This window comes from Sphingomonas glaciei, assembly GCF_023380025.1.
Classification (GTDB): Bacteria; Pseudomonadota; Alphaproteobacteria; order Sphingomonadales; family Sphingomonadaceae; genus Sphingomicrobium; species Sphingomicrobium glaciei.
In genome coordinates, this window is sequence record NZ_CP097253.1 from 120,551 (window position 1) to 142,521 (window position 21,971).

The following is a 21,971-nucleotide window of genomic DNA, read 5'->3' on the forward strand; positions in this document are numbered from 1 at the left end:
ACCCTTTAGGCTGCGAATGCACCAAAAAGCCACCGGCTCGGCCATTTGCCGCCCTGACAGGGCACGGCCGGTGGCTGACGGGGCCGACGGATCAGAGCTTCAACGACGCCCCAAGCGAGAAGGACCGGCCGACGTCGTAGCGGTTGATGAAGATGCGGGTGCCGCGAACGTCCTGGGTTTCTTCGTAGGCCTGACCGGTGAGGTTGCGCGCCTCGAACTTGAGCTCGAGCTCGCGCCCGGCGAGACGAAGGCCCTGCCGCGCAACGAGGTCGATGGTCAGGCCGGGCCGTTCGAAGATGTCCGACTGGCGGATGCCGCCGCTGGCCGGACCGCGGCTGCTGACCCGCTTTGAGGCATAATTGAACAGCAGGGTCAGCTGCTGCAGTTGGGCGGTATTCTCCACCCCGACCTGGGCGTTGGCGATATGTTCGGACTGGCCAGTCAGCGCATCGCCGTCGAAGAACACCTCGCGCGCCGGACGCGGCCCGCGAAGGTCGTTGAGGATCGTGGTGTCGCCGTCGCCGACCTCGATCTCAGACTTGGAATAGGTGTAGTTGCCGATCAGCACCAGGCGATGCTGGTCGAAGCCGAGGCCGCCGAGCGGGATATACTTCTGCGCTTCGACCTCGACGCCGTAGAGCTTCGCCTTCGGCGCGTTGCCGAAGGTGGTGATCAGCGCCGCGCCGCCGGTGAAGGTGGCGATCGCTTCGATCGGCTTGTTGATGCGCTTGTAGAAGCCCGCGAGGCTGATCCGCTGCTGGGTCGCGAAATAATACTCGAACCGCGCCTCGGCGTTGGTCAGCGTCGAGTCGGTCAGGAACGGGTTGCCGAAGAACTGGCGGTCGCTTTCGGTATCGAAATAGACTTGCGGCGCCAGTTCACGGAACTGCGGGCGAGCCAGGGTCTTCGAACCGTGCAGGCGCACCTGCATGTCGGGACGAAGGTTCCAGGTGAGAGTCGCGGCGGGCAGCCAGTAGCTCTTCTCGATCGCAGGAATCTGGGTCAGGCCGCCCTGGCTGAAGAGGTCGACCAGCGTTACTGACTGCTTGCCCTTCTCGTAGCGCACGCCGCCTTGCAGGCGGAGGCCTTCGACGATGTCGCCGGTCGCCTGCGCATAGCCCGCGCTGACCTGCAGATCGCCCTGGTAACGCGCGGTCCCGGCAAGGCCCGACGTCTCCACCAGCAGGATGTTGTAGGTGTAGACGTTGTAGTCGGACAGCAGGTAGTCCGGGCGCTGTTCGGTGACACCGCCGGGGAGGGCGCTGGCCGGGCGGAACGAGAAGTCGCGCCGGGTCGAGTTGCGGGTGGTGTCGAGATAGGCGCCGCCGGCACTCAGCGTCAGGTTGCGCGCACCGGGCACCCGGTAGCTGATGTCCGCGCCGGCATTCCACACATCCTCGTCGAGCTCCGAGAAGGTGATCCCGGCACTCTGCGGATTGGTGGTGAGGTTGTTCACGTAATCGCGAACGGTGGTGTTGTAGACGTAGTTGAAGCTGCGCTCATAGGGAGCGTTGCGCTGACTGTTGGCATAGGCACCGCGCAGGTCGAGATCGATGTCGCCGAAGTCGAATTCGGCAACCAGCTGCGAGTTGAACAGCTGGCGTTCGAACCAGGAGGTGCGCTGGTTGATCTGCTGAGCTGGGCCACCGGGAACGGGATCGCCGATCTGCACGTCATAGCCGGCGGCGAGGCGACCGATCTTGAGCGTGTCGCGGATCAGCAGGTTGGTAAAGCGGAAGTCATGGCCGCCGACTTTCGCGGTCAGGCCGAGAAGCCCGTTGGCGACCACGCGATTGTCGGTTCGCACGACTTGGAAGTCGGTACCGATCAGGTCGCCACCCTGGGTCTGCTGGGTGGCGTCGCGGGTGCGCCAGCTGTTGCTGTAGCCTGCCGCGGCAATCACGCCGAGTTCGGCGCGACCGAAGCCGAAGGTCGTCCCGGCCGACAGGTCTACGCCGTAATTGGCCGGGATGTCCTTGTTTCGCTGCAGCACGCTGGTGCGGCTGTTGGTGAGGTCGGCAGTGACCGCCTGGAGCTGCGCGCGGGTGAAGTTGGCGCCTTCGCCGATCACCTTGTTGGAGCGGAAGGCTTCGCCGAACGCGCCGTCAATCGCACGGTCGCCATTGTCGAAGCCGAGCCAGTCGGTGTTGCTGCCGTAATAGGTGTAACCAAGCTTGCCGGTGGTCTCGGTATCGCCGCTGACGCTGGCGCCGACCGTCAGGAACGGCTCGCGCGCCGCGGCGGTGGTGGTCAGGTTGATGACGCCGCCGCCGAACTCGCCCGGGTAATTGACCGAATAACTCTTCTGGACGACCGCGCTGCCGATCACGCTGGTCGGGAAGATGTCGAGCGGCACCACCCGGCGAAGCGGCTCGGGGCTGGGCAGGGCCAGGCCATTGAGCAGCGCCAGGCTGTAGCGGTCGCCGAGCCCGCGGACATAGACGAGGCCGTTGCCGACCACGCTGAGGCCGGGCACGCGGCCCAGCGCGCCGGCGATGTCGCCCTCACCGGTTCGCGCAATGTCCTCGCTCGACAGAACCGAGACGACTTCGGGGGTGGCCCGGACGATGTTGCGGCGGCCGCGGACGACGATATCGGCAGGCGGGGCATCGGCGCCGGGGGCCGACACCTCGATGATCGGCTCCTCGGCGGTTTGCGGCGCGTCGGGCTCGGCCGTGGCCGGGTCGGTCGTTCCCGCGGTCGGCGGGGTGACGACGGGCGGAGCGGCACCGCCGGCCTGTGCCAGCGCGGCGGCCGGGCACAGGACGGTGGTGATCAGCAGCAGCGCGGCAAAGCGCGAGACTTGCGACATGGTTGTGCGCGCCTCAGGCCGGAACGGTGTTGCAGCTGCCGCCCGAGCCGAAGCTCGCGTAGCCGCTGTCGCAGGTCCAGCTGCGGTACCAGGTGTCGTTAGCGTCGCGGACGGCGCCGACATAGCTGGTCTGGGTGAAATTGCCGGCGACGTAAGGCGCCGTGACGAAGCTCGTGTTGAGCAGCGTCGCATTATAGGGCGTCGCCGCCGTTTCGTTGGCGCCGTTGATGAACAGGCTGCTCAGCGTGCTGGTGTAGCCAAACAGGTTGTTGGTGTTGGTCGCCGCGTTGAAGGTCTGCGCTTCGAAATCGTCGGCATCGGCATCGTCGCGCGGGGTGCAGGCGAACAGGACCGAGCGGATGACCGGAACGCCGGCCTCGTCCGGGCCGGTCGCCTGGACGGTGGTCGCCTGGTCGACGTCGAGGCAGGCCGACGGGCTCACCACCACGCCATTGACCAGCGCATAGTCGGTGCCTCCGCGCAGGTGGATGGCGCGGGTGCCGGTGCGGGTCTGGATGAAGGTGAAGTTCGACAGACGGGTGTTCTGCCGCGGAGTGAAGTCGTCGGCGCCGGTGACCTCGGGGCTGCTGTCGGCCTCGATCATCGTGTCACCGTTCACGCCCAGCGACTGCGGCCGCTGGATGGCGATGGCGAACTGAATGAAGCCCTTGTAGCCGAAGTCGGTGTCGATCCCGTCGTCGTCGGCGCCGGTGATGACGATGTTGCGCATGTTGTGCGAGCCGCCGAAGATCTCGACGCCGTCGTCACCGCTGTTGTGGATGTGCACGTTCTCGATCCGGGTGCCGGCACCGACGCCGCCCGTGGTCAGGCCCTGCAACTCGGCATTGGGCGAAGCGCTGAAGCCGGTGAAGCGGATCTGGACGAAGCGCAGCTGACCGCTGTTATCGTTGGGCAGGTTGCCACCATAGAGCGCCGGCGAACCGGTGCCCTCGGCCTGCTGCTGGCATTGCGCTGAGCCGCCCGGGACGGCCGACAGGCAGTTGCTGATCGGCGCGCGGCCGAGCAGCTGGATGCCGCCCCACTGGTTGGAACTGGTGTCGGTCGCGCGGCCCTCGAGATTGTCGAGGCTGGTGAAGATGATCGGCGCAGTGCTGCTGCCGACCGCATTGATCTGCGAGCCGCGGTTGACGACCAGGAAGCTCGCCTGGCTTTGGCCGATGACGACCACGCCCGGGTCGATCGACAGAGTGGCCGACTGGCCGCCAGCTGCGGCGCCGTCACCGCCGACGTCGGTGCCGACATCCACGCGGCCATCGATCGAGTAGAACAGGCCGGCGACCTTGGGCAGCGACAGCGCCGAAGCGATCCGCGCCGGGAGGCCGCAGTTGCGGCGGTTGACCACCGGGTTGACGCCGCGGTCGACGGTTCCGGTGGGGCAGCTCGCAGCCGGGCCGGTGCTGACGGGAGGCGGCGTAGTCGTGCCACCGCCATTGCCGCCGCCGCCGATGATCACGCCTTCGCCTGGGGAAGCGATGTCGTCCGCGCCGCCGCAGGCCGTCAGAACGCTTGCCGCAACACCGACCATCAACAGCCGGCGACCCACGTGCACCATCTTCATTTCGATCCCCTTGGCATCATGTACTTTGATTATCGTAGGGACGCGTTGAACCGCTCCCCTTGCCCCGGACGGCTAGTGGGGACTCGCGACTCTCCAGTGTAGGAATCGTGACAGAAATTGGTCGGAGAGCGGTTTGAGACGAGCAGAGACATTGATTGCAGCAAGATGACAGTGATGTTACGCTTCGGCTTCAGTCCGGTGACAATACGCCGGGTAAGGAGTCATCATGCACGCTCTCCTCTTCGCAGCGCTTCTCGCAGCAGGGTCGGCCGAGCCGGCGTCAGAAATCGATTACTCCTCCGGGGCTTTGGCTTACGAGGCGCTTGTCCGGGGTGACCTGACGCTCGCCGAACAGCAGCTCGCCGGTTCGCAGGCCGCCAATCGGACCGATGGGGCGTGGCTGCTCAACTACGGGCAATTGCTCGCCAGGCAGGGCCGCGTGAACGAGGCCCGCGAGGTGTTTCGGCGGGTCGCGCGCGCGCCTGCAAGCGAAATCGTTCTTGCTTCCGGTGAGGTGATGACTACCCGCGAAGTTTCGCGCATTGCGTCGCGTCGCCTGACCCAACAAAGCCTCAGCGCCCGCTGAGCTTTCCAGGCGAGGCCCGAGCCGCCTCGCCGCCATCGGCTTAGGTCCTTGGTCCAGCCCGGGGAACAACTGCCCCGCCGGACCCGTTTCGTTCGCATATCCTATTGATCTGCGAGCAATACAGCCATGGCCACGCGCTTCCGCTCGACCCTGTCCGGGTCGCAATTCTTCAACGACGTCTTCCAGCGTGCACTCAGCCACTGGAACCACGACCGGCTTGCCCCGAGCTTTCCGGGAGCCGCGACCGCTTCGCGGATCGACCGCGACGCGCGGATGATGCGGCTGGAGCTGGGCTTCCTCGAGGAGATGCGCGCCGAAGTGGCGGACGAGGCGGCGAAGGCGCCGACCGATCCCGACGGCTTCATTGCCTGGTTCGAAGGGCTGGAGGCGACCGGCCCCGGTCAGCACCATCCGCTATTCGACTGGCTGGAAACCGAAGCCGACCTCGACGACCTCAAGCTGTTCTTGACTCAGGAAGCGGCGGGGGAGGCCGGGTTCGACGATCTCGTCGCGATGACCCAGGTCCGTCTGCCCGACCGGCCCAAGATGGAGCTGGCCCGCAACTATTGGGACGAAATGGGACGCGGCAATCCTAAGGGCATGCACGGCCCGATGCTTCATTTCGTGGTCGAGGCGTTGGGTCTGAAGCCGTCCATCGACACCACGTGCTGGGAAAGCCTGGCGCTTGCTAATGCGATGACGGCGATGGCCGCCAACCGCAATTATGCTTGGCATAGCGTGGGAGCGCTCGGGGTGATCGAACTCACTGCCCCGGCCCGCTCGGCAGCCACCTCGCGGACCATGCGCAGACTCGGCTTCGACGCCAAGCTGCGCCGTTACTTCGACCTCCACGCCGTGCTCGACATCAAGCATAGCGAGGAGTGGAACAAGGAAGCGATCCGCCCGGCGATCGAGGACCGGGCCGAAGGGCCCGCGCGTGCGCGGGCGATGGCCGAGGGCGCGCTGATGCGGCTGAAGTGCGGCGAGCGCTGCTTCGACTGTTACCGGGAGCTGCTTGGCGCCTGACCGACGGAGGGTTGCGGCGCTTGTCTTGTGACCAGCCCCTGCTACCCGCGTCGCCCATGACCTTTTCCCCCGAACCGCTCGCCGCTTTGCTCCAGGCTCTCGACCAGGAAGGCTATGCCTTCACCACCGTCACCCCGGCGACGCACCACCGGGTGCTGGCGCGGCGTCCCGGGGAGGCGGCGCGCGACCTGCGCGACATCTTCGGCTGGAGCCTGTCCTTCACCCGCGACACCCTCCCGGCCGACCTGCTCGACCTGCTGCGCGAAGGCGGCGCGCTCGAGGAGCGCAACGGCGTCCTGCGCAGCCTGGTCCGGGTGTCGTCCCTCTCCGGGCGGCTGTTCCTTCATTCGGCCTTTCCGACCGACGCTGCCGACAGCGTGTTCTTCGGTCCCGACACGTATCGCTTCGGCCGCTTCGTCGAGGCCAGCGCCGAGAATCTCGAGACGCCCAACCATCTGGTCGACCTTGGGGCGGGCGCCGGGCCGGGTGGGATCAGCGCGGCGGGGCTGCTCGAGCCCGAGCGGATCAGTCTGGTCGACATCAACCCCCAGGCCCTGTCACTCGCCTGCGCCAACGCACTGGCCGCGGGACTTGAGGTCGAAACGGTCGACGGCGGGCTCGAAGGAGTGACCGGCGACATCGACCTGATCATCGCCAACCCGCCCTTCATCGCCGATGCCAAGGGCCGCGACTACCGAGACGGCGGCGAGATGCTGGGCGCCGGCCTGTCGCTCGACTGGGCGCGCCAGTCGCTCGAACGGCTGAGCCCTGGCGGGACCATGCTGCTGTATACCGGCAGCCCGATCGTCGCGGGTGAAGACCGGTTGCTCTCGGCCCTGGCGGAGCTGGCCGAGGAAGCCGACGCCAGCCTGCGCTACGAAGAACTCGATCCCGACATCTTCGGGGAGGAACTGGATCAGCCCGCTTATGCCGAGGCCGGCGCCGAACGTATCGCCGCGGTGGGGGCGGTGTTGACCAAGGGCTAGGCGGCGAGGAGCGGCAGTTCGAAGCGGGCGAGGGCGCCGCGACCAGCGGCCGAAGTCAGCGAGTAGTTGCCGCCGATCTGCCCCGCCAGCATGGTCGCGATCCGGAGGCCCAGGCTGCCGCTCTGCTCAAGGGCGAAGCCATCCGGCAGGCCCACGCCATTATCCTCGATCTCGACCGCGAGCCGTTGCCGCTGAAGCCCGTGGCCGAGGCGGATCTCAAGCCGGGCATCCTCCTGTCCTGGGGCGAAGCCATGCTCGATCGCGTTGGCAATGCTTTCGGCGACGATCAGCGCCAGCGGAATGGCGGCTTCGGGCCCGATCCGTGCGTCACTGGTGGAGATCACCTCGTGACGGATCTTCATGGTAGTGCTCGACTCGATGACGTCGCGCGCCAATTGGTCAAGGAAGGAGCCGAGCGCCTGGTCGCCTCCTGCCGGATCGTAGAGCCGGCGACTGATCCTGCCGATCGTCTGAAGGCGACGCGCTGCTTCGTCCAGGGCAGACTTGGCGCTCTCGTCGGCAATCTGGCGCCGCTGCAACGTCAGCAACGCGGCGACCATCTGCAGATTGTTGGACACGCGGTGCTGGAGTTCGCGAAACAGCAGTTCCCGCGTCTGGGCGAGCCGGGCATTGGCCTCGCGTTCGACCACCAGCAGGCGATTGGACCGCTGCATCCAGTGTACCAGGGCGATCTCAGTGCCGGTGATGAATGCGTAAAAGGCCAGGGCGATCGCGCTGTTGTGGGTCAGCGAGAAATTGCTGCCCGGAGTCAGGAACCAGTACCAGCTCGCAAGGCCGCCGAGCAGCGCGGCAAGCACGCCGGCCCGCAGCCCGAGCGTGAATGCGACCAGCAGAACGACCGGGAAGTAGGTGAGGAAGGGAAAGCCCGGGGGGAGTTGATCGTCGATCGTCAGGCGAACCAGCGTTGCAATCGCTATACCCGCAAGCGCCGCGAGCAGATCGGCGACGAAGCTCAGCTTGGCAAGAGGGTAACGTTCGGTCCAGCGACTTCGAGAAGGGAACGCACCTGTCACGATCGCTGTCCTAGCGTTCAGGCGCAAAAATCGAAGCTGCGACATGACAAAGGCCCCGCGGATCGCTCCGCGAGGCCTTTGGTTTTGGCTTGGACTTCAATGGCTTTCCCTGACCGAGCAGGGAATGGCCTTAGTCGTCGTTGTTGTTGCCGCCGGTCAGGAAGGCCGGAGCGAACTCGGGCGCGGGGCCGTTGTCGTCGCGGCCGCCTTCACGGCGCGGGCCGCGATCGCCCCGACCTTCGCCGCCACGACCTTCGCCGCGCGGACCACGGTCGCTGCCGCCATCACGGCCGCCACGATCGCCGCCGTCACGACGCGGGCCACGGCCCTCGCGGTGACGATCGCCACCACGGCCACCCTCACGGGGGCCACGATCGCCGCGCGGACCACGGTCGCCGCCTTCACGCGGCTCGCGCGGGGGACGGGTGTCCTCCAGCTCGGCGCCGGTTTCCTGGTCGACGACGCGCATCGACAGGCGGACCTTGCCGCGGTTGTCGACCTCGAGCAGCTTGACCTTCACTTCCTGGCCTTCGGTCAGGATGTCGCGGACATTCTCGACGCGCTCGTTCTTGATTTCCGACACGTGCACCAGGCCATCCTTGCCGGGCATGAAGGTCACGAACGCGCCGAAATCGACGATGCTGGCGACCTTGCCGGTGTAGATGGTGCCGGGCTCCGGCTCCTGGGTGATGCCCTGGATCCACTGACGGGCGGCTTCGATCTGCGTCACGTCGGACGAGCTGATCTTGATCAGGCCCTCGTCGTCGATGTCGACCTTAGCGCCGGTGGTGGCGACGATCTCGCGGATCACCTTGCCGCCAGTGCCGATCACTTCGCGGATCTTGTCCTTGGGGATCTGCATGGTCTCGATGCGCGGGGCGTGAGCCGAAAGCTCGCCGCGCGTGCTGTCGAGCGCCTTGGCCATTTCGCCGAGGATGTGCGCGCGGCCTTCCTTGGCCTGGGCCAGGGCGACCTGCATGATCTCCTTGGTGATACCGGCGACCTTGATGTCCATCTGCATCGTGGTGATGCCCTGGTCGGTGCCGGCGACCTTGAAGTCCATGTCGCCGAGGTGATCTTCGTCGCCGAGGATGTCGCTGATCACCGCGAACTTCTCACCCTCGAGGATGAGGCCCATGGCGATGCCCGCGACCGGACGCGCCAGCGGAACGCCGGCGTCCATCATCGACAGCGAACCGCCGCAGACGGTGGCCATCGACGAGGAGCCGTTGCTCTCGGTGATGTCGCTGAGGACGCGGATGGTGTACGGGAACTCCTCCGTCGTCGGGAGCACCGGGTGAAGCGCGCGCCAGGCGAGCTTGCCGTGACCGACTTCGCGGCGGCCCGGCGCACCGAAGCGGCCGACTTCGCCGACCGAGTAGGGCGGGAAGTTATAGTGCAGCATGAAGCGCTGGTAGGAGAGGCCCTCCAGACCGTCGATCATCTGCTCGGCGTCCTTGGTGCCCAGCGTGGTGGTGCAGATCGCCTGCGTTTCGCCGCGAGTGAACAGCGCCGAACCATGGGTACGCGGCAGGAAGCCAACCATCGCCTCGATCGGACGGACAGTGGTGGTGTTGCGGCCGTCGATGCGGCGGCCTTCCTCGAGGATGGCGGTGCGGACGATGTCCGCTTCCAGCACCTTGACGAGCTTGGCGGCGACGAGCTGCTCCTGCGGCTCGGCGTCGGCGAAGGCTTCCTTGGCCTTGGCGCGGGCGGCATTGATGAGGTCCGAACGCTCGCCCTTGGCGGTAACCTTGTAGGCCGCCGCGATGTCGGCGCCGATCAGCTCCTTGAGCTTGGCCTTGGTGGCGGCCTTGTCGTCGGCCTGCTTCAGGTCCCACGGGTCCTTGGCGGCCTTTTCGGCGAGGTCGCAGATCGCATTGACGACCTTCTTCGAGGCTTCGTGTGCGAATACGACGGCGCCGAGCATGACCTCTTCCGACAGCTCTTTGGCTTCGGATTCGACCATCATCACGGCATTGCCGGTGGCGGCGACGACGAGGTCGAGCTCGCCGGTCTTCACCTGCTCCTGGGTCGGATTGAGGATATATTCGCCGTCGATGTAGCCGACGCGGGCGGCGCCGATCGGGCCCATGAAGGGAACGCCGCTGATGGTCAGCGCGGCCGAAGCGGCGCACATCGCGACCATATCGGGCTCATTCTCGCCGTCGTAGGAAAGGACCTGCGCGATCACGAGCACTTCGTTGTAGAAGCCCTCGGGGAACAGCGGGCGGATCGGGCGATCGATGAGACGGCTGGTCAGCGTCTCCTTTTCGGTCGCGCCGCGCTCACGCTTGAAGAAGCCGCCCGGGATGCGGCCGGCTGCGGAGAACTTCTCCTGATAGTGAACGGTCAGCGGGAAGAAGTCCTGGCCGGGCTTCACGCTCTTGGCGGCGGTGACGGCACACAGGACGACGGTTTCGCCCATGGTGGCGAGCACGGCGCCATCGGCCTGGCGGGCGATACGCCCGGTCTCGAGCTTGAGCGTCTTGCCGCCGAGATCGACTTCTACGGTGTTGATATTGAACATCTGATTTCCTTTGGCCCACCGCCGGATGCGGGGGGCTTCGTACATGTGGCGGGCAATCCGGCCTGCCAGCGGGTGGAGCGTTCGTTTAAGCTCCTGGGCTGCCTGCCGAATTGCGGGCGGCCCATAAGCGAAGGGCGCCGCGATGGGCGCCCTTCGAAATTCGTTACTTGCGGAGGCCGAGGCGACCGATCAGATCGGTGTAGCGCTGGGCGTCTTCCTTCTTGAGGTAGGCCAGCAGCGAACGGCGCTTGTTGACCATCATCAGCAGCCCGCGGCGGCTGTGATTGTCCTTGGCGTGGCTCTTGAAGTGGTCGGTCAGGGTCTGGATCCGGGTGGTCAGGATGGCGACCTGAACCTCGGGCGAGCCCGTGTCATTCTCGTCGCGGCGATATTCGCTGATCACTTCGGCCTTGCGCTCTGCGGTAATCGACATCGTGTTACTCCTATTCCTGAAGGTTGAACCCGCGAACGACCCGGTCCCCTTCGACCAGCGCGACGGGGGTAAGCCCATCGACGGCGAGGTGGAGACCGCCCGAGCGCGGAACCCGGGAAAGCCGCTGTCCGAACCGGAGCAAGCGGGCTTCTTCGGGGGTGACGGGAAAGGCCGGGATGTCGTCCAGCCCTGCTTGCAATGGCAGAAGTGCCCCGTCGAGCGTGCGCGCCTTAGCGCAATCACCCAGAAAGTCCAGCGATATCGCCTGACCAAGGGCGAACGGACCAGCCCGCGTGCGGCGGAGCATGGTGACATGCCCGACCGTGCCCAGTGCCAGCGCGACGTCGCACGCGAGGCTGCGGATGTAGGTGCCTTTCGAGACGGTGGCGGAAAGGGTGACCTCCTCTAATTGCCCGTCCTTGCCACCGATGATCTCGAGCGAGTGAATGGTCACGGCGCGGCTCTTGAGTTCGACCTCCTCTCCGGCGCGCGCCAGGTCGTAGGCGCGCTGGCCGTCGACCTTGAGCGCCGAATAGGCGGGCGGCACCTGGCTGATCGGGCCGGTGAAGGCGGGCAGGGCGGCCGCGACCTCGGCCAGGGTCGGGCGGATCGGGCTGCTGGCGATCTCCTTGCCTTCGAGGTCCAGCGTATCGGTCTGCGACCCGAAGCGGACGGTGAAGTCATACGCCTTGACCGCGTCGAGCATCCGCCCGGCAAGCTTGGTCGCCTCGCCCAGCGCGATCGGCAGGACGCCGGTAGCCAACGGGTCGAGGGTGCCGCCATGGCCGACCTTGGTCTTCGCCTCGCCCGCTTCGCGCAGCGCACGCTTGACCGCGCTGACTGCCTGGGTGGAGCCGAGGCCGAGGGGCTTGTCGAGGATGATCCAGCCCGACAGGGGCCGGGTCACGCCGCCGATCCGGACGGATGCGCTTCCTCGGCCGAGCGGAGCCGCGCGAAGAAATGGCGGCGGCAAAGCGCGACATAGCGGTCGTTGCCGCCGATCTCGGTCTGCTGGCCCTGCGCCACCGCGCGGCCCTCGGCATCGACCCGCAAATTCATGGTCGCCTTGCGACCGCACTCGCACACCGCCTTCAGCTCGACCAGCGCATCGGCCAGCGCCAGCAGCGTCGCACTGCCGGGGAATAGCGCCCCGCGGAAATCGGTGCGCAGGCCATAGCAGAGCACGGGCAGGTCCATCTCGTCGGCCAACCGGCACAATTGCAACACCTGGGCTTCGGTCAGGAACTGGGCTTCATCGACCAGCACGCAATGAAGGCGTCGCCGGCTGAGCTCGGCGCCGACGGTCTCCAGCAGGTCGGTGGTCGGGTCGAAGGAATGAGCGTCAGCGCCAATCTCCAGCCGTGAGGAGATGCGGCCTTCGCCGGCGCGATCGTCCAGCGCCGCGGTCCACAGCATCGTCTCCATGCCGCGCTCTCGATAGTTGAAGTCCGCCTGCAGCAGCGTGGTCGACTTGCCCGCGTTCATCGCGGCATAATAGAAATAGAGCTTGGCCATGTGCGGCAAGCGCTTAGCGCGGATGGCGAGCGGGAGCCAATGTCCGCTTACGACCCATTGCGGACATTTCACTTTTGAAGACCGATCACTGCGGCACCGAGCGTCGGATGAAGTCCAGCGCCTCCTGGTATCGAGGGTGCCAGTCGCCATTGAGGTCCTCGGCCAAAGGGTGCCAAAAGAAAGCGAAAACATGATTGAAGTCGTCATGCGTCTGGTGCGCCCATTGGTCGGGAAGGCTATCGATCTTGATTGCGAAGAAGTGCCATACGGCCGCCCCGATTGGTGCTTGGCCGAGATCGCATAGGCCGGACACAATGATGATGCCGCTCTCCTCCGCAAGCTCCCGAAGCGCAGCGACAGATGCGGCCTCACCTCCCTCGATGCTTCCCTTCACGAACTGCTTGCCTGCAGTCGGGTGCCGGAACGCCAAGAGTTCGGCGGCTCCACTCGATGTGCGAAACACCACTGGGCAGACTTTACACGCCATTAGGCAATCTTCCGCTCTGTCGCACCCGAACGCAACGCCCTCTTTCCACTTAAAGCGGACAGTCTGCTTTCCACCCATTGCGGACCTTAGTGTCGAAGCTGTTTAGCGGATGCTGGTTATTGCTCGCCCGCGAAAATAGATGCCCAGTCTGTCTCTGGTCGGCGAGTACCGATGCAGCGCCAACTCGTAGGGAACGCCGTCTACGCAGTAGACCGATGCAGCTTGGAACGGTCCTCGCAGTTCAATCTCACTGTTCAGCCGCTGGGCATCAGCTTGCGAGAGCGGTTTGCCGCCGATGCGAACGGCGTAATCGCTCTTGAGCCCCACCTTGTAATCCCAACTCTTAACGAGGGTCAGCGACTGCCGACCACATTGGTGCGTCCCGATCTCGGAGCCGGCCTGCGCCGGTGGCGGAGGCGGTACGGCTGCCGCTGGCACCGCGAACACTCCCACACTGAGGCCCGCGAAAGTAGCCCAAGTTTGCCGCATGTTCATCGCTGGCAAGTCTCCCGCCCGAAGTTTGCAGAAGGACTGAATAGCGGTCTGATGTCCGCTTTCCACCCATTGCGGACACTGGCGCCGGCAATGTCCACACCAATTTCTCCGGCTACTTCTTCGCGGCAGCTTTCCCGCCCTTCTTGCCAAGCTCGGACTGCGCCGCCGAGGACTTGCGCGGGTTCGATTTGCCTTCCTTGGAGGCTTTGGCGTTAGCCTTTTGCGCGGTGGCGCTGCCGTGGCCCTTCTTCTCGGTCATGTCCTGCTCCTCACTGTCTGCGTCCTCAACGCGAAACAGCGCCCGAGTGCCTTACAGTTCTTCGGCCACCCATTCGTCGCGCAAGATGGAAAACAGGACGGTGTCACGGACATGGCCGTTCCAGGTGATCCGGTCGGCCCGCAGCACGCCCTCGCGGGTAGCGCCGAGCCTGGCCATCGCCGCCTGGCTGCGCGCGTTGCGGGCGTCGACCCGGAACTCAGTGCGGCGATAACCGCAGTTGAACGCCCGCCTCAGCATCATGTCCTTGACCCGCCGGTTGAAGCCGGTGCCGCGCAGGGGAGGGCGGTAGTAGGTGCCGCCGATCTCCAGCACGCCGCGGGCCGGTTCTATCGCGAGGAAGCTCGACATGCCGGCAAACTCTCCGCCCTCGAACAGGACGAAGGTTTCCATGTCCGGACGCGCCAGCCAGGCGTCGAGGCTGGCGTCGAAATGGTCGGGATCGAAGCTGACCGAATAGATCGACCAGATGTCGCGGTCTTCGGCGCAGGCCGCCTTGAGCGCCGCGCGATGCTCTTCGCTGAAGGGGAGGGCGGAGCAGCCGTCGCCCGTCATCGGCGCGGCAAGGTCGCTCACTCCTCGGTAAGGTCCTGCTTGACGTGCGGCGAGCGGAGGATCTGATCGATCTTGCTACCTTCGTCGAAGCTTTCGTCGGGCAGGAACTTAAGCTTAGCGGCAAATTTGGTGTTCACCCGCCGCGCGACCTCGCCCTGGAGATAAGCGGTGTTGGTGCGCAGCGCCTTCAGCACCACTTCCTCATCCTGGCCGAGCAGCGGCTTCACGAACACGGTGGCATGACGCAGGTCGGGGCTCATCCGGACTTCGGTGACGCTGACGAGATGGCTCTGCAGCGTCGCGTCGTGCACGTCGCCGCGGGCCAGCACTTCGCTCAGCACGTGACGCACCTGCTCGCCGACACGGAGCAGGCGAACGGAGCGGCCTTCGGGGGACTCGGTCTTCTTCATGACTTTTCTCACGTCGCTGCGAGCCGGCGAGGGCTGCAACCCTCACCGGCATCGCAATGACGAACGCCTTACAGCGTCCGGGCGCGCTCCTCGACCTCGAACACTTCGAGGTTGTCGCCCGCCTTGATGTCGTTGGTATCGGCCAGCAGCACGCCGCACTCGAGACCGGCGATGACCTGCGCCACGTCGTCCTTGAAGCGACGCAGCGAGCTGATCGTGGTCTTGGAGACGATGACGTCCTCGCGGGTGAGGCGGGCGTGCAGACCCTTGCGGATCGTGCCCTCGAGCACCAGCAGACCGGCAGCCTTGTCGCGCTTGCCGGCCGGGAAGACCTCCTGCACGCGGGCACGGCCGACGACCGTTTCGATGATCTCGGGCCCAAGCTCGCCCGCCATCGCACCCTTGGCCCAGTCGGTAAGGTGATAGATGACGTCGTAGTAGCGAAGCTCGGTCTTGTTGCGCGCCGCAACCTCACGCGCCTTGGCGTTCGGACGGACGTTGAAGCCGATGATCGGCGCTCCGGTGGCCGAGGCCAGAGTCACGTCGCTTTCGGTGATCGCGCCGACACCCGAAGCGAGGATGCGTACCTTGATCTCGTCGGTCGACAGGCGATTGAGCGCATTGACGATCGCCTCGGCCGAACCCTGGACGTCGGCTTTCACCACCAGCGGGAACTCGATCACGGTGGACGCCTTGTTGGCGAACATGTTCTCGAGGCTCATCGGAGCGCTCGTGGTGCGCTTGCGGTCGAGCAGGCCCTGGCGATAGGCCGCGACTTCGCGGGCCCGCGCCTCGTTCTCGACCACGGTGAGCTGGTCGCCCGCCGACGGCACCGAGCCGAGGCCGAGGACCTCGACCGGCATCGAAGGCCCGGCTTCCTTGACCTGCTTGCCATGGTCGTCGGTCATCGCCCGGACCTTGCCCGAGGCGGCACCCACGACCAGCACGTCGCCGACCTTGAGCGTTCCGCGCTGGACCAGCACGGTGGCGAGCGGACCGCGGCCCTTGTCGAGCTTGGCCTCGATCACCGTGCCTTCGGCGGCGCGATCGGGGTTGGCGCGAAGTTCGAGAATCTCGGCCTGGAGCGCGATGGCATCGAGCAGCCCGTCGAGGTTGGTGCCCTTGAGCGCCGACACTTCCACGTCCTGGACGTCGCCGCCGAGCTGCTCGACCACGATCTCGTGCTGCAGCAGTTCCTCGCGGACCCGCTGCGCCTTGGCTTCGGGCTTGTCGATCTTGTTGATCGCCACGATCATCGGAACGCCGGCCGCCTTGGTGTGGTTGATCGCCTCCACCGTCTGGGGACGAAGGCCGTCGTCGGCAGCTACCACCAGCACCACGATGTCGGTGACATTGGCACCGCGGGCACGCATTTCCGAGAAAGCTTCGTGACCCGGCGTGTCGAGGAAGGTGATCAGGTCACCGCTCGGCACCTTCACCTGATAGGCGCCGATGTGCTGGGTGATGCCGCCGGCTTCGCCCGACACTACATTGGCACCGCGCAGGGCGTCGAGCAGCGAGGTCTTGCCGTGGTCGACGTGGCCCATGATGGTCACCACCGGGGGACGCGCCGTCAGCGTGGTTTCGGCATCGACGTCGGCCGCGGTGTCGATGTCGACATCGCTGTCGCTGACGCGCTTGATGTTGTGGCCGAATTCGGTGACCAGCAGCTCGGCCGTATCTTGGTCGATGCTCTGGTTGACGGTCACCGGAGTGCCCATCTTGAACAGTGCCTTCACCAGGTCAGCGGCCTTTTCGGCCATGCGGTTGGCAAGCTCGCCGACGGTGATGCTGTCGGGAACCACCACGTCACGGACCTGCTTCTCGCGCGGGCCGGACTGGGCGTAGGCTCGCTTCTCCTTCTCACGCGCCCGGCGAAGGGCGGCGAGGCTGCGCGAGCGGTCGTCGTCACCGGCAAGCGCGCGAGTGACGGTGAGCTTGCCCGAATGGCGGCGATCGTCGCCGCGCGCGGCGCCGGCACGCGCCGGACGGGCAGGTTCGGGACGGCGCGAGGGCGAGGCACTGCTGCCACCGCCGGAAGGAGCCGACTGACCCTGCGACTGCGGCGCGGCACCCTGCTGCGGCTGCGCCTGGGGCTGCGGCTTGGGAGGGGGAGGCGGCGGGCGGCGCACCGGCTGGAACATCTGGCCCGGACGCGACACCACCGTGCGCGGCGCAGCGGTGGCGGCAGGCGCCGGAGCCTCGGGCTCGGGAGCCGAGACTGCAGCCGGCTGCTCGGCAGCAGCGGCGGCCGCGGCATCGGCCTCGTCGGCGGCACGGGCGGCTTCCTCGATCCGGCGCTTGGCGTCTTCCTCGGCCTGGCGGGCGGCGTCTTCCTCGGCCTTGCGGCGATCCTCGGCGCGCTTCTTCTCGTCCTCGGTCGCGTTGAGCTTGGCCTGCTCCTCGCGGCGGCGAGCGTCCTCAAGCGCGGTCATGCGGGCTTCTTCAGCCTCGCGCATCTGCCGCGCCACCATCTCCTTGCGGGCGGTGATGTCATCGGCGCTCGAGCGCTTGGGAGCCGCCGGAGCCGGAGCAGGCGCAGCCGGACGGGCTGGGGCCGGGGCGGGTGCCGCGGCTTCAGGCTCGGGCGCAGCAACGGGCGCTTCGCCCGGCCGGCCAAGGATGCGGCGCTTCTTGACCTCGACCACTACCGTGTTCGAGCGGCCATGGCTGAAGCTCTGCTTGACCTTGCCAGTCTCAACCGTACGCTTGATGCCCAGCGGCGGCCGGGTACCCAGCTTCGGCTTGTCGGTCTGGTCGCTCATAAATTCCTTTGTCTACTCGTCGTCAGCAAGAGTCGGACCGACGGCGTCGTCGCCGCGGCCTACCCCAGCAGTTCCTACAATGAAAGCACGCCAGCGGGTCAGTGCTGCAAGCACGCGCGCGGCCGCTCCCGGGTCGGTCAGAGCCACATGTACCACATTTTCCCGCCCCAGCGCCATGCTCAAGATGGTGCGTTCGACCGGGATTTCCAAGCCGTGCCGGTGACCCATAACTTCCGAGCCCCCGACCCGCCACGCCTGGTCGAGCTTGCGGCGGCCGTCGAGGCTGGCGTCCGAAGCATATAGCAAGGCTCTCACCTTGCCGCCGCGAGCGGCTTGCTCGATCCGGTCGGAGCCAGTGGTCAGCGTTCCCGAACGCGCCTCCATGCCGAGCCGGTCGAGGGTCGCGCGGGCCAGTGCCTGCTCGATCCGGTCGGGAAGATCGGGCACAATTTCGAGCGTCTGCGTCTTGAACGCGCGCGCCAGGGCGCCGCGCAGCTTGCCTTTGGCGAGCGCGGTTTCGAGGTCAGCCTTGCTGACCCCGATCCACGCCCCGCGCCCGGGCGCCTTGGCGCGGACGTCGGGATGAACCTGATTGTCGGGGCCGAGGACGAGCCGGATCAGCTCCGACTTGTCCGCGGTCCGGCGGGTGAGGACGCAGCTGCGCTGGGGAGAATTACGAGACTTGGCGTCATCCTCGACGGTTGCGTCCTGGTCCTCAGGGCGCGACTCGGCGTTCGTGTCTGGCGGTGTCGCCGCACGTCCGGAAGGTTGATCCTCGACCCCGAGATTGCTCTCGGGGCCGGTGGTGGCTGGAGCGCCTAGCGGATCATTGCGAGGTGTCCGCATCAACGGCCTCCTCGCTTGCAGGTTCGGCGCCGTCGTCCGAGGCTTCATCCTCGAACCAGTGGGCGCGGGCGGCCATGATGATCTCGTTGCCTTGCTCTTCGGACAGGCCATATTCGGCCAGGATCCCGCCCTTGTCCTCGGTCCGCTGCGGCGCATTCTCGGCGCGGCGGCGGGGTTCGGGGCGCTTTTTCTGGACCAGTTCGTCGGTCGCCAGGTCGGCAAGGTCGTCGAGGGTCAGGATCTTGGCCTTGCCCAGCGTCACCAGCATCTGCTCGGTGAGGTGCGGCAGCTCGGCCAGCGCGTCCTCGACGCCAAGACCGCGGCGCTCTTCACGCGAGGCGGCCTCGCGGCGCTCCAGCGCTTCGGAGGCACGCTCCTGGAGCTCGGTGGCGATGTCGTCGTCGAGACCTTCGATCGAGGCGATTTCGTCGGCCTCGACGTAAGCCACTTCCTCGAGGCTGGTGAAGCCTTCGGCGACCAGCAGCTGGGCCAGCGTCTCATCGACGTCCAGCTCGGTCTGGAACATCTCGGAGCGCTCGACGAATTCCTTCTGGCGCTTTTCGGAAGCGTCGGCCTCGGTCAGGATGTCGATCTGGCTGCTGGTCAGCTGGCTGGCCAAGCGGACGTTCTGGCCGCGGCGGCCGATCGCCAGGCTCAGCTGGTCGTCGGGGACCACCACCTCGATCCGGCCTTCTTCCTCGTCGATGACGACCCGGGCGACGGTCGCCGGCTGGAGGGCGTTCACCACGAAGGTCGCGGTGTCTTCCGACCAGGGGATGATGTCGATCTTCTCGCCCTGCATCTCCTGCACGACTGCCTGCACGCGGCTGCCCTTCATGCCGACGCAGGCGCCGACCGGATCGATCGAGCTGTCGTAGCTGATGACGCCGATCTTGGCGCGGCTCCCCGGATCGCGGGCGGCGGCTTTGATCTCGATGATGCCGTCGTAGATTTCCGGCACTTCCTGCGCGAACAGCTTCTTCATGAAGTCGGGGTGCGCGCGGGACAGGAAAATCTGCGGCCCGCGCGTTTCGCGGGCGACGCGCAGGATCAGCGAGCGGACGCGGTCGCCGACGCGGTGCATTTCGCGCGGGATTTGGGCGTCGCGGCGGATCACGCCCTCGGCGCGGCCAAGGTCGACCACCACGTGGCCGAATTCGACCCGCTTGACGACGCCGGTGATGATCTCGCCGGTGCGGTCCTTGAATTCCTCATACTGGCGCTCGCGCTCGGCGTCGCGGACCTTCTGGAAGATGACCTGCTTGGCGGCCTGGGCGGCGATGCGGCCGAATTCGATCGGGGGCAGGGGATCGACGATGAAGTCGCCGACCGCGGCATCGGCCTTGAGCTTCTGCGCGCCCTTGAGGTCGATCTGCTTGTAATAATCTTCCGGCGCTTCCTCGACCACTTCGACGACCCGCCACAGGCGCAGGTCGCCCGACTGCGGGTCGAGCTTGGCGCGGATATCGTTTTCCTGGCCGTAACGGGCGCGGGCGGCGCGCTGGATCGCATCTTCCATCGCCTCGATGACGATGGCGCGATCGATCAGCTTCTCGCGCGCGACGCTGTCGGCGATGGCGAGCAGCTCGGCCCGGTTGGCCGTCGGGGCGGCGGGAGCGGCGGTGGCCATGTCTTACTCTTCCTCTTGGGGTTCAAGTTCGTCGGCGCCCTCGGTGGTGAGCGGTTGGGTCGCCGCAATCAGGCGGTCGGTCAGCAGCAGCTTGGCCGAATGGATGGCATCGAATGGGATGCGGCGATCGCCCTGCGAGCCCGAGATCGAAATGGTCTCTTCCTCGACGCCGAGGATGTCGCCGGTCACCTGCTTGGCACCGTCGACTTCACGGGAAAGCTTGAGGCGAGCCTCGTGACCCTGCCAGTCGCTGTAATCCTTGAGCCGGGTCAGCGGACGGTCGATACCGGGCGAGCTGACCTCGAGCCGGTAGGCATCGTCGATCGGATCCTCGCCCGCCGCTTCAAGCGCATCGAGCCGCTCCGACACGCGCCGCGACAGCGCCTCGCAATCGGCGATGGTGAGTTGGCGGGTGTCCGGCCGCTCTGCCATGATCTGCAGCGTCGGATCGGTCTTGCCGCCGATCATCGCCACGCGCACGAGGTCGAAGCCGAGCGCATTGGCCTCGATTTCGATCAGGTCGTGAAGCTTGTGGTTCATGCGGCTCCCGGAAGTTCAAGCCCCCTCGGACCGCCGCGGGAACCCGGGCGGCCTCGCCAGCATCAACGATGTGAGGAGGAAGGCTCTGTATAGGAGCAAGCCGTCTCCGGCGCAACCGTCTCAGTGCGCCTTGAACACCCAATAGCGGTTGAGCAGGAAGCTGAGGATCGGGGTGGCCGCCATCATCAGCGGCACCGGGGCGTAGGACGACAGGCCAAGCTGCTTCACCGTCAGCCAGATCCAGAAGGTATTGATCCCGAACGCTACCCCGGATGCGGCAAGGAAACGGCCCAGCTGAAAGGTCTCGCTGTCCTTGCGGCCGTCCTTGAAGCTCCACCGGCTGTGGATGGTGTAGCCGGCGATCAGCCCGCCCGCGGTGCTTCCGACATTGGCCAGATACGGGCTTAGGTGCCGGGAAACGAGCAGAGTGTAGATGGTCGCAGCGAACCACGTCACCAGCAGGCCCGCGATGATGTAGCGGATCAGCTGCCGGGATGCGGGGTGGGCGAGCAGCTGCTGCGCCCGCCGCGCATGACCCGCCATCAGGGGTCGAAGCATCAGGCGTTCTCGGTGACCATCGGCGCCGGCGCCACGACGGCGCGCCCCCCGCTGACCGACTTGGGCAACCGCTCGTTGCTGGTGAACAGCTCGGATGAGGTCATTCCCATCTTGCACAGGCGGTAGAGGAACGCCGTGCCGAGCACGCCGAAGCCGTAGGTGCAGCTACGGCGGAAGTTGATGCTCGAGGCTTCCTCGAAATAGCGGGTCGGGCAGCTGATCTCGCCGATCTGGAAGTCCTTCCACATCGTCTGCGCGATCATCTGGTTGTCAAACACGAAATCGTCCGAGCAGGCCGGAAGCGGGAGCGTTTCGAGCACTTCGCGGCTCCAGGCGCGGTAGCCGGTGTGATATTCCGACAGCTTGGCGCCCATCAGCAGGTTCTGCAGCGCGGTCAGGCAGCGGTTGGCGACATATTTGTACAGGGGCATCCCGCCGGCCAGCGCGCCATTGCCCAGGATTCGCGAGGCGAACACCGCATCATAATGGCCCGACGCGATCATTCCGGCCATCGCCGGGATCAGCTTGGGGCTGTACTGATAATCGGGGTGGAGCATGATGACGATGTCGGCGCCACGCTCGAGCGCGATGGTGTAGCAGGTCTTCTGGTTGCCGCCGTAACCACGATTATCCTCGTGGGTGGCGGTGAAGATGCCGAGCTCGCGTGCTAAGGCCGAGGTGCGGTCCTTGCTGCAATCGTCGACCAGGATCACGTCGTCGACGATGTTGAAGTCGATCTCGTTGTAGGTCCGCTCCAGCGTCCGGTCAGCATTATAGGCCGGAAGGACGACGGCCACCCTCTTCCCATTGATCACGAAAACTGTCTCCTGAACCCCGTACAGGCCGCAACCATCGCGCACGAAGGTTAATGGAACCGTAAACGCTTGCAAGAAAAGCGCCGTCTTGG

20 protein-coding genes are annotated in these 21,971 nt (G+C 66.2%); 3 read left to right on the top strand and 17 right to left on the bottom strand.

All coding sequences use genetic code 11. The features are described from left to right. Positions 1-91 precede the first annotated feature (91 nt). Together M1K48_RS00540 and M1K48_RS00545 are read right to left on the bottom strand one after the other, a co-directional pair. Positions 92-2,812, bottom strand: coding sequence for a TonB-dependent receptor domain-containing protein (locus tag M1K48_RS00540; protein WP_249503950.1), 2,721 nt, complete (start codon positions 2,810-2,812; stop codon positions 92-94). Positions 2,813-2,825: 13 nt separating this feature from the next. Then, positions 2,826-4,391: a hypothetical protein gene (locus M1K48_RS00545; RefSeq protein ID WP_249503951.1), complete on the bottom strand. Its 1,566-nt coding sequence runs from the start codon at positions 4,389-4,391 to the stop codon at positions 2,826-2,828. A 226-nt stretch (positions 4,392-4,617) separates the two neighbouring features. Here M1K48_RS00545 and M1K48_RS00550 point away from each other — a divergent pair, with 226 nt between their 5' ends. From M1K48_RS00550 to M1K48_RS00560, 3 genes are all read left to right on the top strand, one after another. Then, positions 4,618-4,977 carry a hypothetical protein gene (locus M1K48_RS00550; RefSeq protein WP_249503952.1) on the top strand — a complete coding sequence of 120 codons (360 nt, stop codon included), beginning with the start codon at positions 4,618-4,620 and terminating at the stop codon, positions 4,975-4,977. A 126-nt stretch (positions 4,978-5,103) separates the two neighbouring features. Continuing rightward, complete coding sequence (locus tag M1K48_RS00555; protein WP_249503953.1) at positions 5,104-6,003, top strand: iron-containing redox enzyme family protein; 900 nt, start codon at positions 5,104-5,106, stop codon at positions 6,001-6,003. 56 nt (positions 6,004-6,059) lie between these two features. Beyond that, entirely contained in the window at positions 6,060-6,989 is a 930-nt protein-coding gene (locus M1K48_RS00560; protein WP_249503954.1) for a methyltransferase, read from the top strand. Here M1K48_RS00560 and M1K48_RS00565 read toward each other — a convergent pair. From M1K48_RS00565 to M1K48_RS00635, 15 genes are all read right to left on the bottom strand, one after another. Next, the gene (locus M1K48_RS00565) at positions 6,986-8,023 is read right to left on the bottom strand and encodes a sensor histidine kinase (RefSeq protein ID WP_249503955.1); all 1,038 of its coding nucleotides are present in this window, start codon (positions 8,021-8,023) and stop codon (positions 6,986-6,988) included. The genes M1K48_RS00560 and M1K48_RS00565 overlap by 4 nt on opposite strands. 130 nt (positions 8,024-8,153) lie before the next feature. After that, the gene (gene pnp / locus M1K48_RS00570) at positions 8,154-10,553 is read right to left on the bottom strand and encodes a polyribonucleotide nucleotidyltransferase (protein ID WP_249503956.1); all 2,400 of its coding nucleotides are present in this window, start codon (positions 10,551-10,553) and stop codon (positions 8,154-8,156) included. A 163-nt stretch (positions 10,554-10,716) separates the two neighbouring features. Then, positions 10,717-10,986 carry a 30S ribosomal protein S15 gene (gene rpsO / locus M1K48_RS00575; protein WP_249503957.1) on the bottom strand — a complete coding sequence of 90 codons (270 nt, stop codon included), beginning with the start codon at positions 10,984-10,986 and terminating at the stop codon, positions 10,717-10,719. 10 nt (positions 10,987-10,996) lie between these two features. Next, positions 10,997-11,881: a tRNA pseudouridine(55) synthase TruB gene (gene truB, locus M1K48_RS00580; protein WP_249505284.1), complete on the bottom strand. Its 885-nt coding sequence runs from the start codon at positions 11,879-11,881 to the stop codon at positions 10,997-10,999. Between the two features lie 8 nt (positions 11,882-11,889). After that, positions 11,890-12,501: a thymidine kinase gene (locus M1K48_RS00585; RefSeq protein ID WP_249503958.1), complete on the bottom strand. Its 612-nt coding sequence runs from the start codon at positions 12,499-12,501 to the stop codon at positions 11,890-11,892. A gap of 85 nt (positions 12,502-12,586) precedes the next feature. Beyond that, entirely contained in the window at positions 12,587-12,931 is a 345-nt protein-coding gene (locus tag M1K48_RS00590) for an NUDIX domain-containing protein (protein ID WP_249503959.1), read from the bottom strand. Positions 12,932-13,595: 664 nt separating this feature from the next. Next, positions 13,596-13,742, bottom strand: a complete 147-nt coding sequence (locus M1K48_RS00595; RefSeq protein ID WP_249503960.1) for a hypothetical protein — start codon at positions 13,740-13,742, stop codon at positions 13,596-13,598. A 51-nt stretch (positions 13,743-13,793) separates the two neighbouring features. Further along, on the bottom strand, positions 13,794-14,336 hold the full coding sequence (locus M1K48_RS00600) for a GNAT family N-acetyltransferase (protein WP_249503961.1): 543 nt from the start codon (positions 14,334-14,336) through the stop codon (positions 13,794-13,796). Further along, the gene (gene rbfA, locus M1K48_RS00605; RefSeq protein ID WP_249503962.1) at positions 14,333-14,725 is read right to left on the bottom strand and encodes a 30S ribosome-binding factor RbfA; all 393 of its coding nucleotides are present in this window, start codon (positions 14,723-14,725) and stop codon (positions 14,333-14,335) included. The genes M1K48_RS00600 and rbfA overlap by 4 nt, the downstream gene beginning before the upstream one ends. A gap of 68 nt (positions 14,726-14,793) precedes the next feature. Continuing rightward, entirely contained in the window at positions 14,794-17,490 is a 2,697-nt protein-coding gene (infB, locus tag M1K48_RS00610) for a translation initiation factor IF-2 (RefSeq protein WP_249503963.1), read from the bottom strand. A 12-nt stretch (positions 17,491-17,502) separates the two neighbouring features. Then, positions 17,503-18,336: a DUF448 domain-containing protein gene (locus M1K48_RS00615; protein ID WP_257794156.1), complete on the bottom strand. Its 834-nt coding sequence runs from the start codon at positions 18,334-18,336 to the stop codon at positions 17,503-17,505. Beyond that, positions 18,317-19,966 carry a transcription termination factor NusA gene (nusA, locus tag M1K48_RS00620; RefSeq protein WP_249503964.1) on the bottom strand — a complete coding sequence of 550 codons (1,650 nt, stop codon included), beginning with the start codon at positions 19,964-19,966 and terminating at the stop codon, positions 18,317-18,319. The genes M1K48_RS00615 and nusA overlap by 20 nt, the downstream gene beginning before the upstream one ends. A 3-nt stretch (positions 19,967-19,969) precedes the next feature. Next, positions 19,970-20,506, bottom strand: a complete 537-nt coding sequence (gene rimP / locus M1K48_RS00625; RefSeq protein WP_249503965.1) for a ribosome maturation protein RimP — start codon at positions 20,504-20,506, stop codon at positions 19,970-19,972. A gap of 120 nt (positions 20,507-20,626) precedes the next feature. Continuing rightward, entirely contained in the window at positions 20,627-21,064 is a 438-nt protein-coding gene (locus M1K48_RS00630) for a GtrA family protein (RefSeq protein ID WP_249503966.1), read from the bottom strand. After that, on the bottom strand, positions 21,064-21,861 hold the full coding sequence (locus M1K48_RS00635) for a glycosyltransferase family 2 protein (protein WP_249503967.1): 798 nt from the start codon (positions 21,859-21,861) through the stop codon (positions 21,064-21,066). Before M1K48_RS00635 ends, M1K48_RS00630 begins: the two co-directional genes overlap by 1 nt. Between the last annotated feature and the right edge of the window lie 110 nt (positions 21,862-21,971).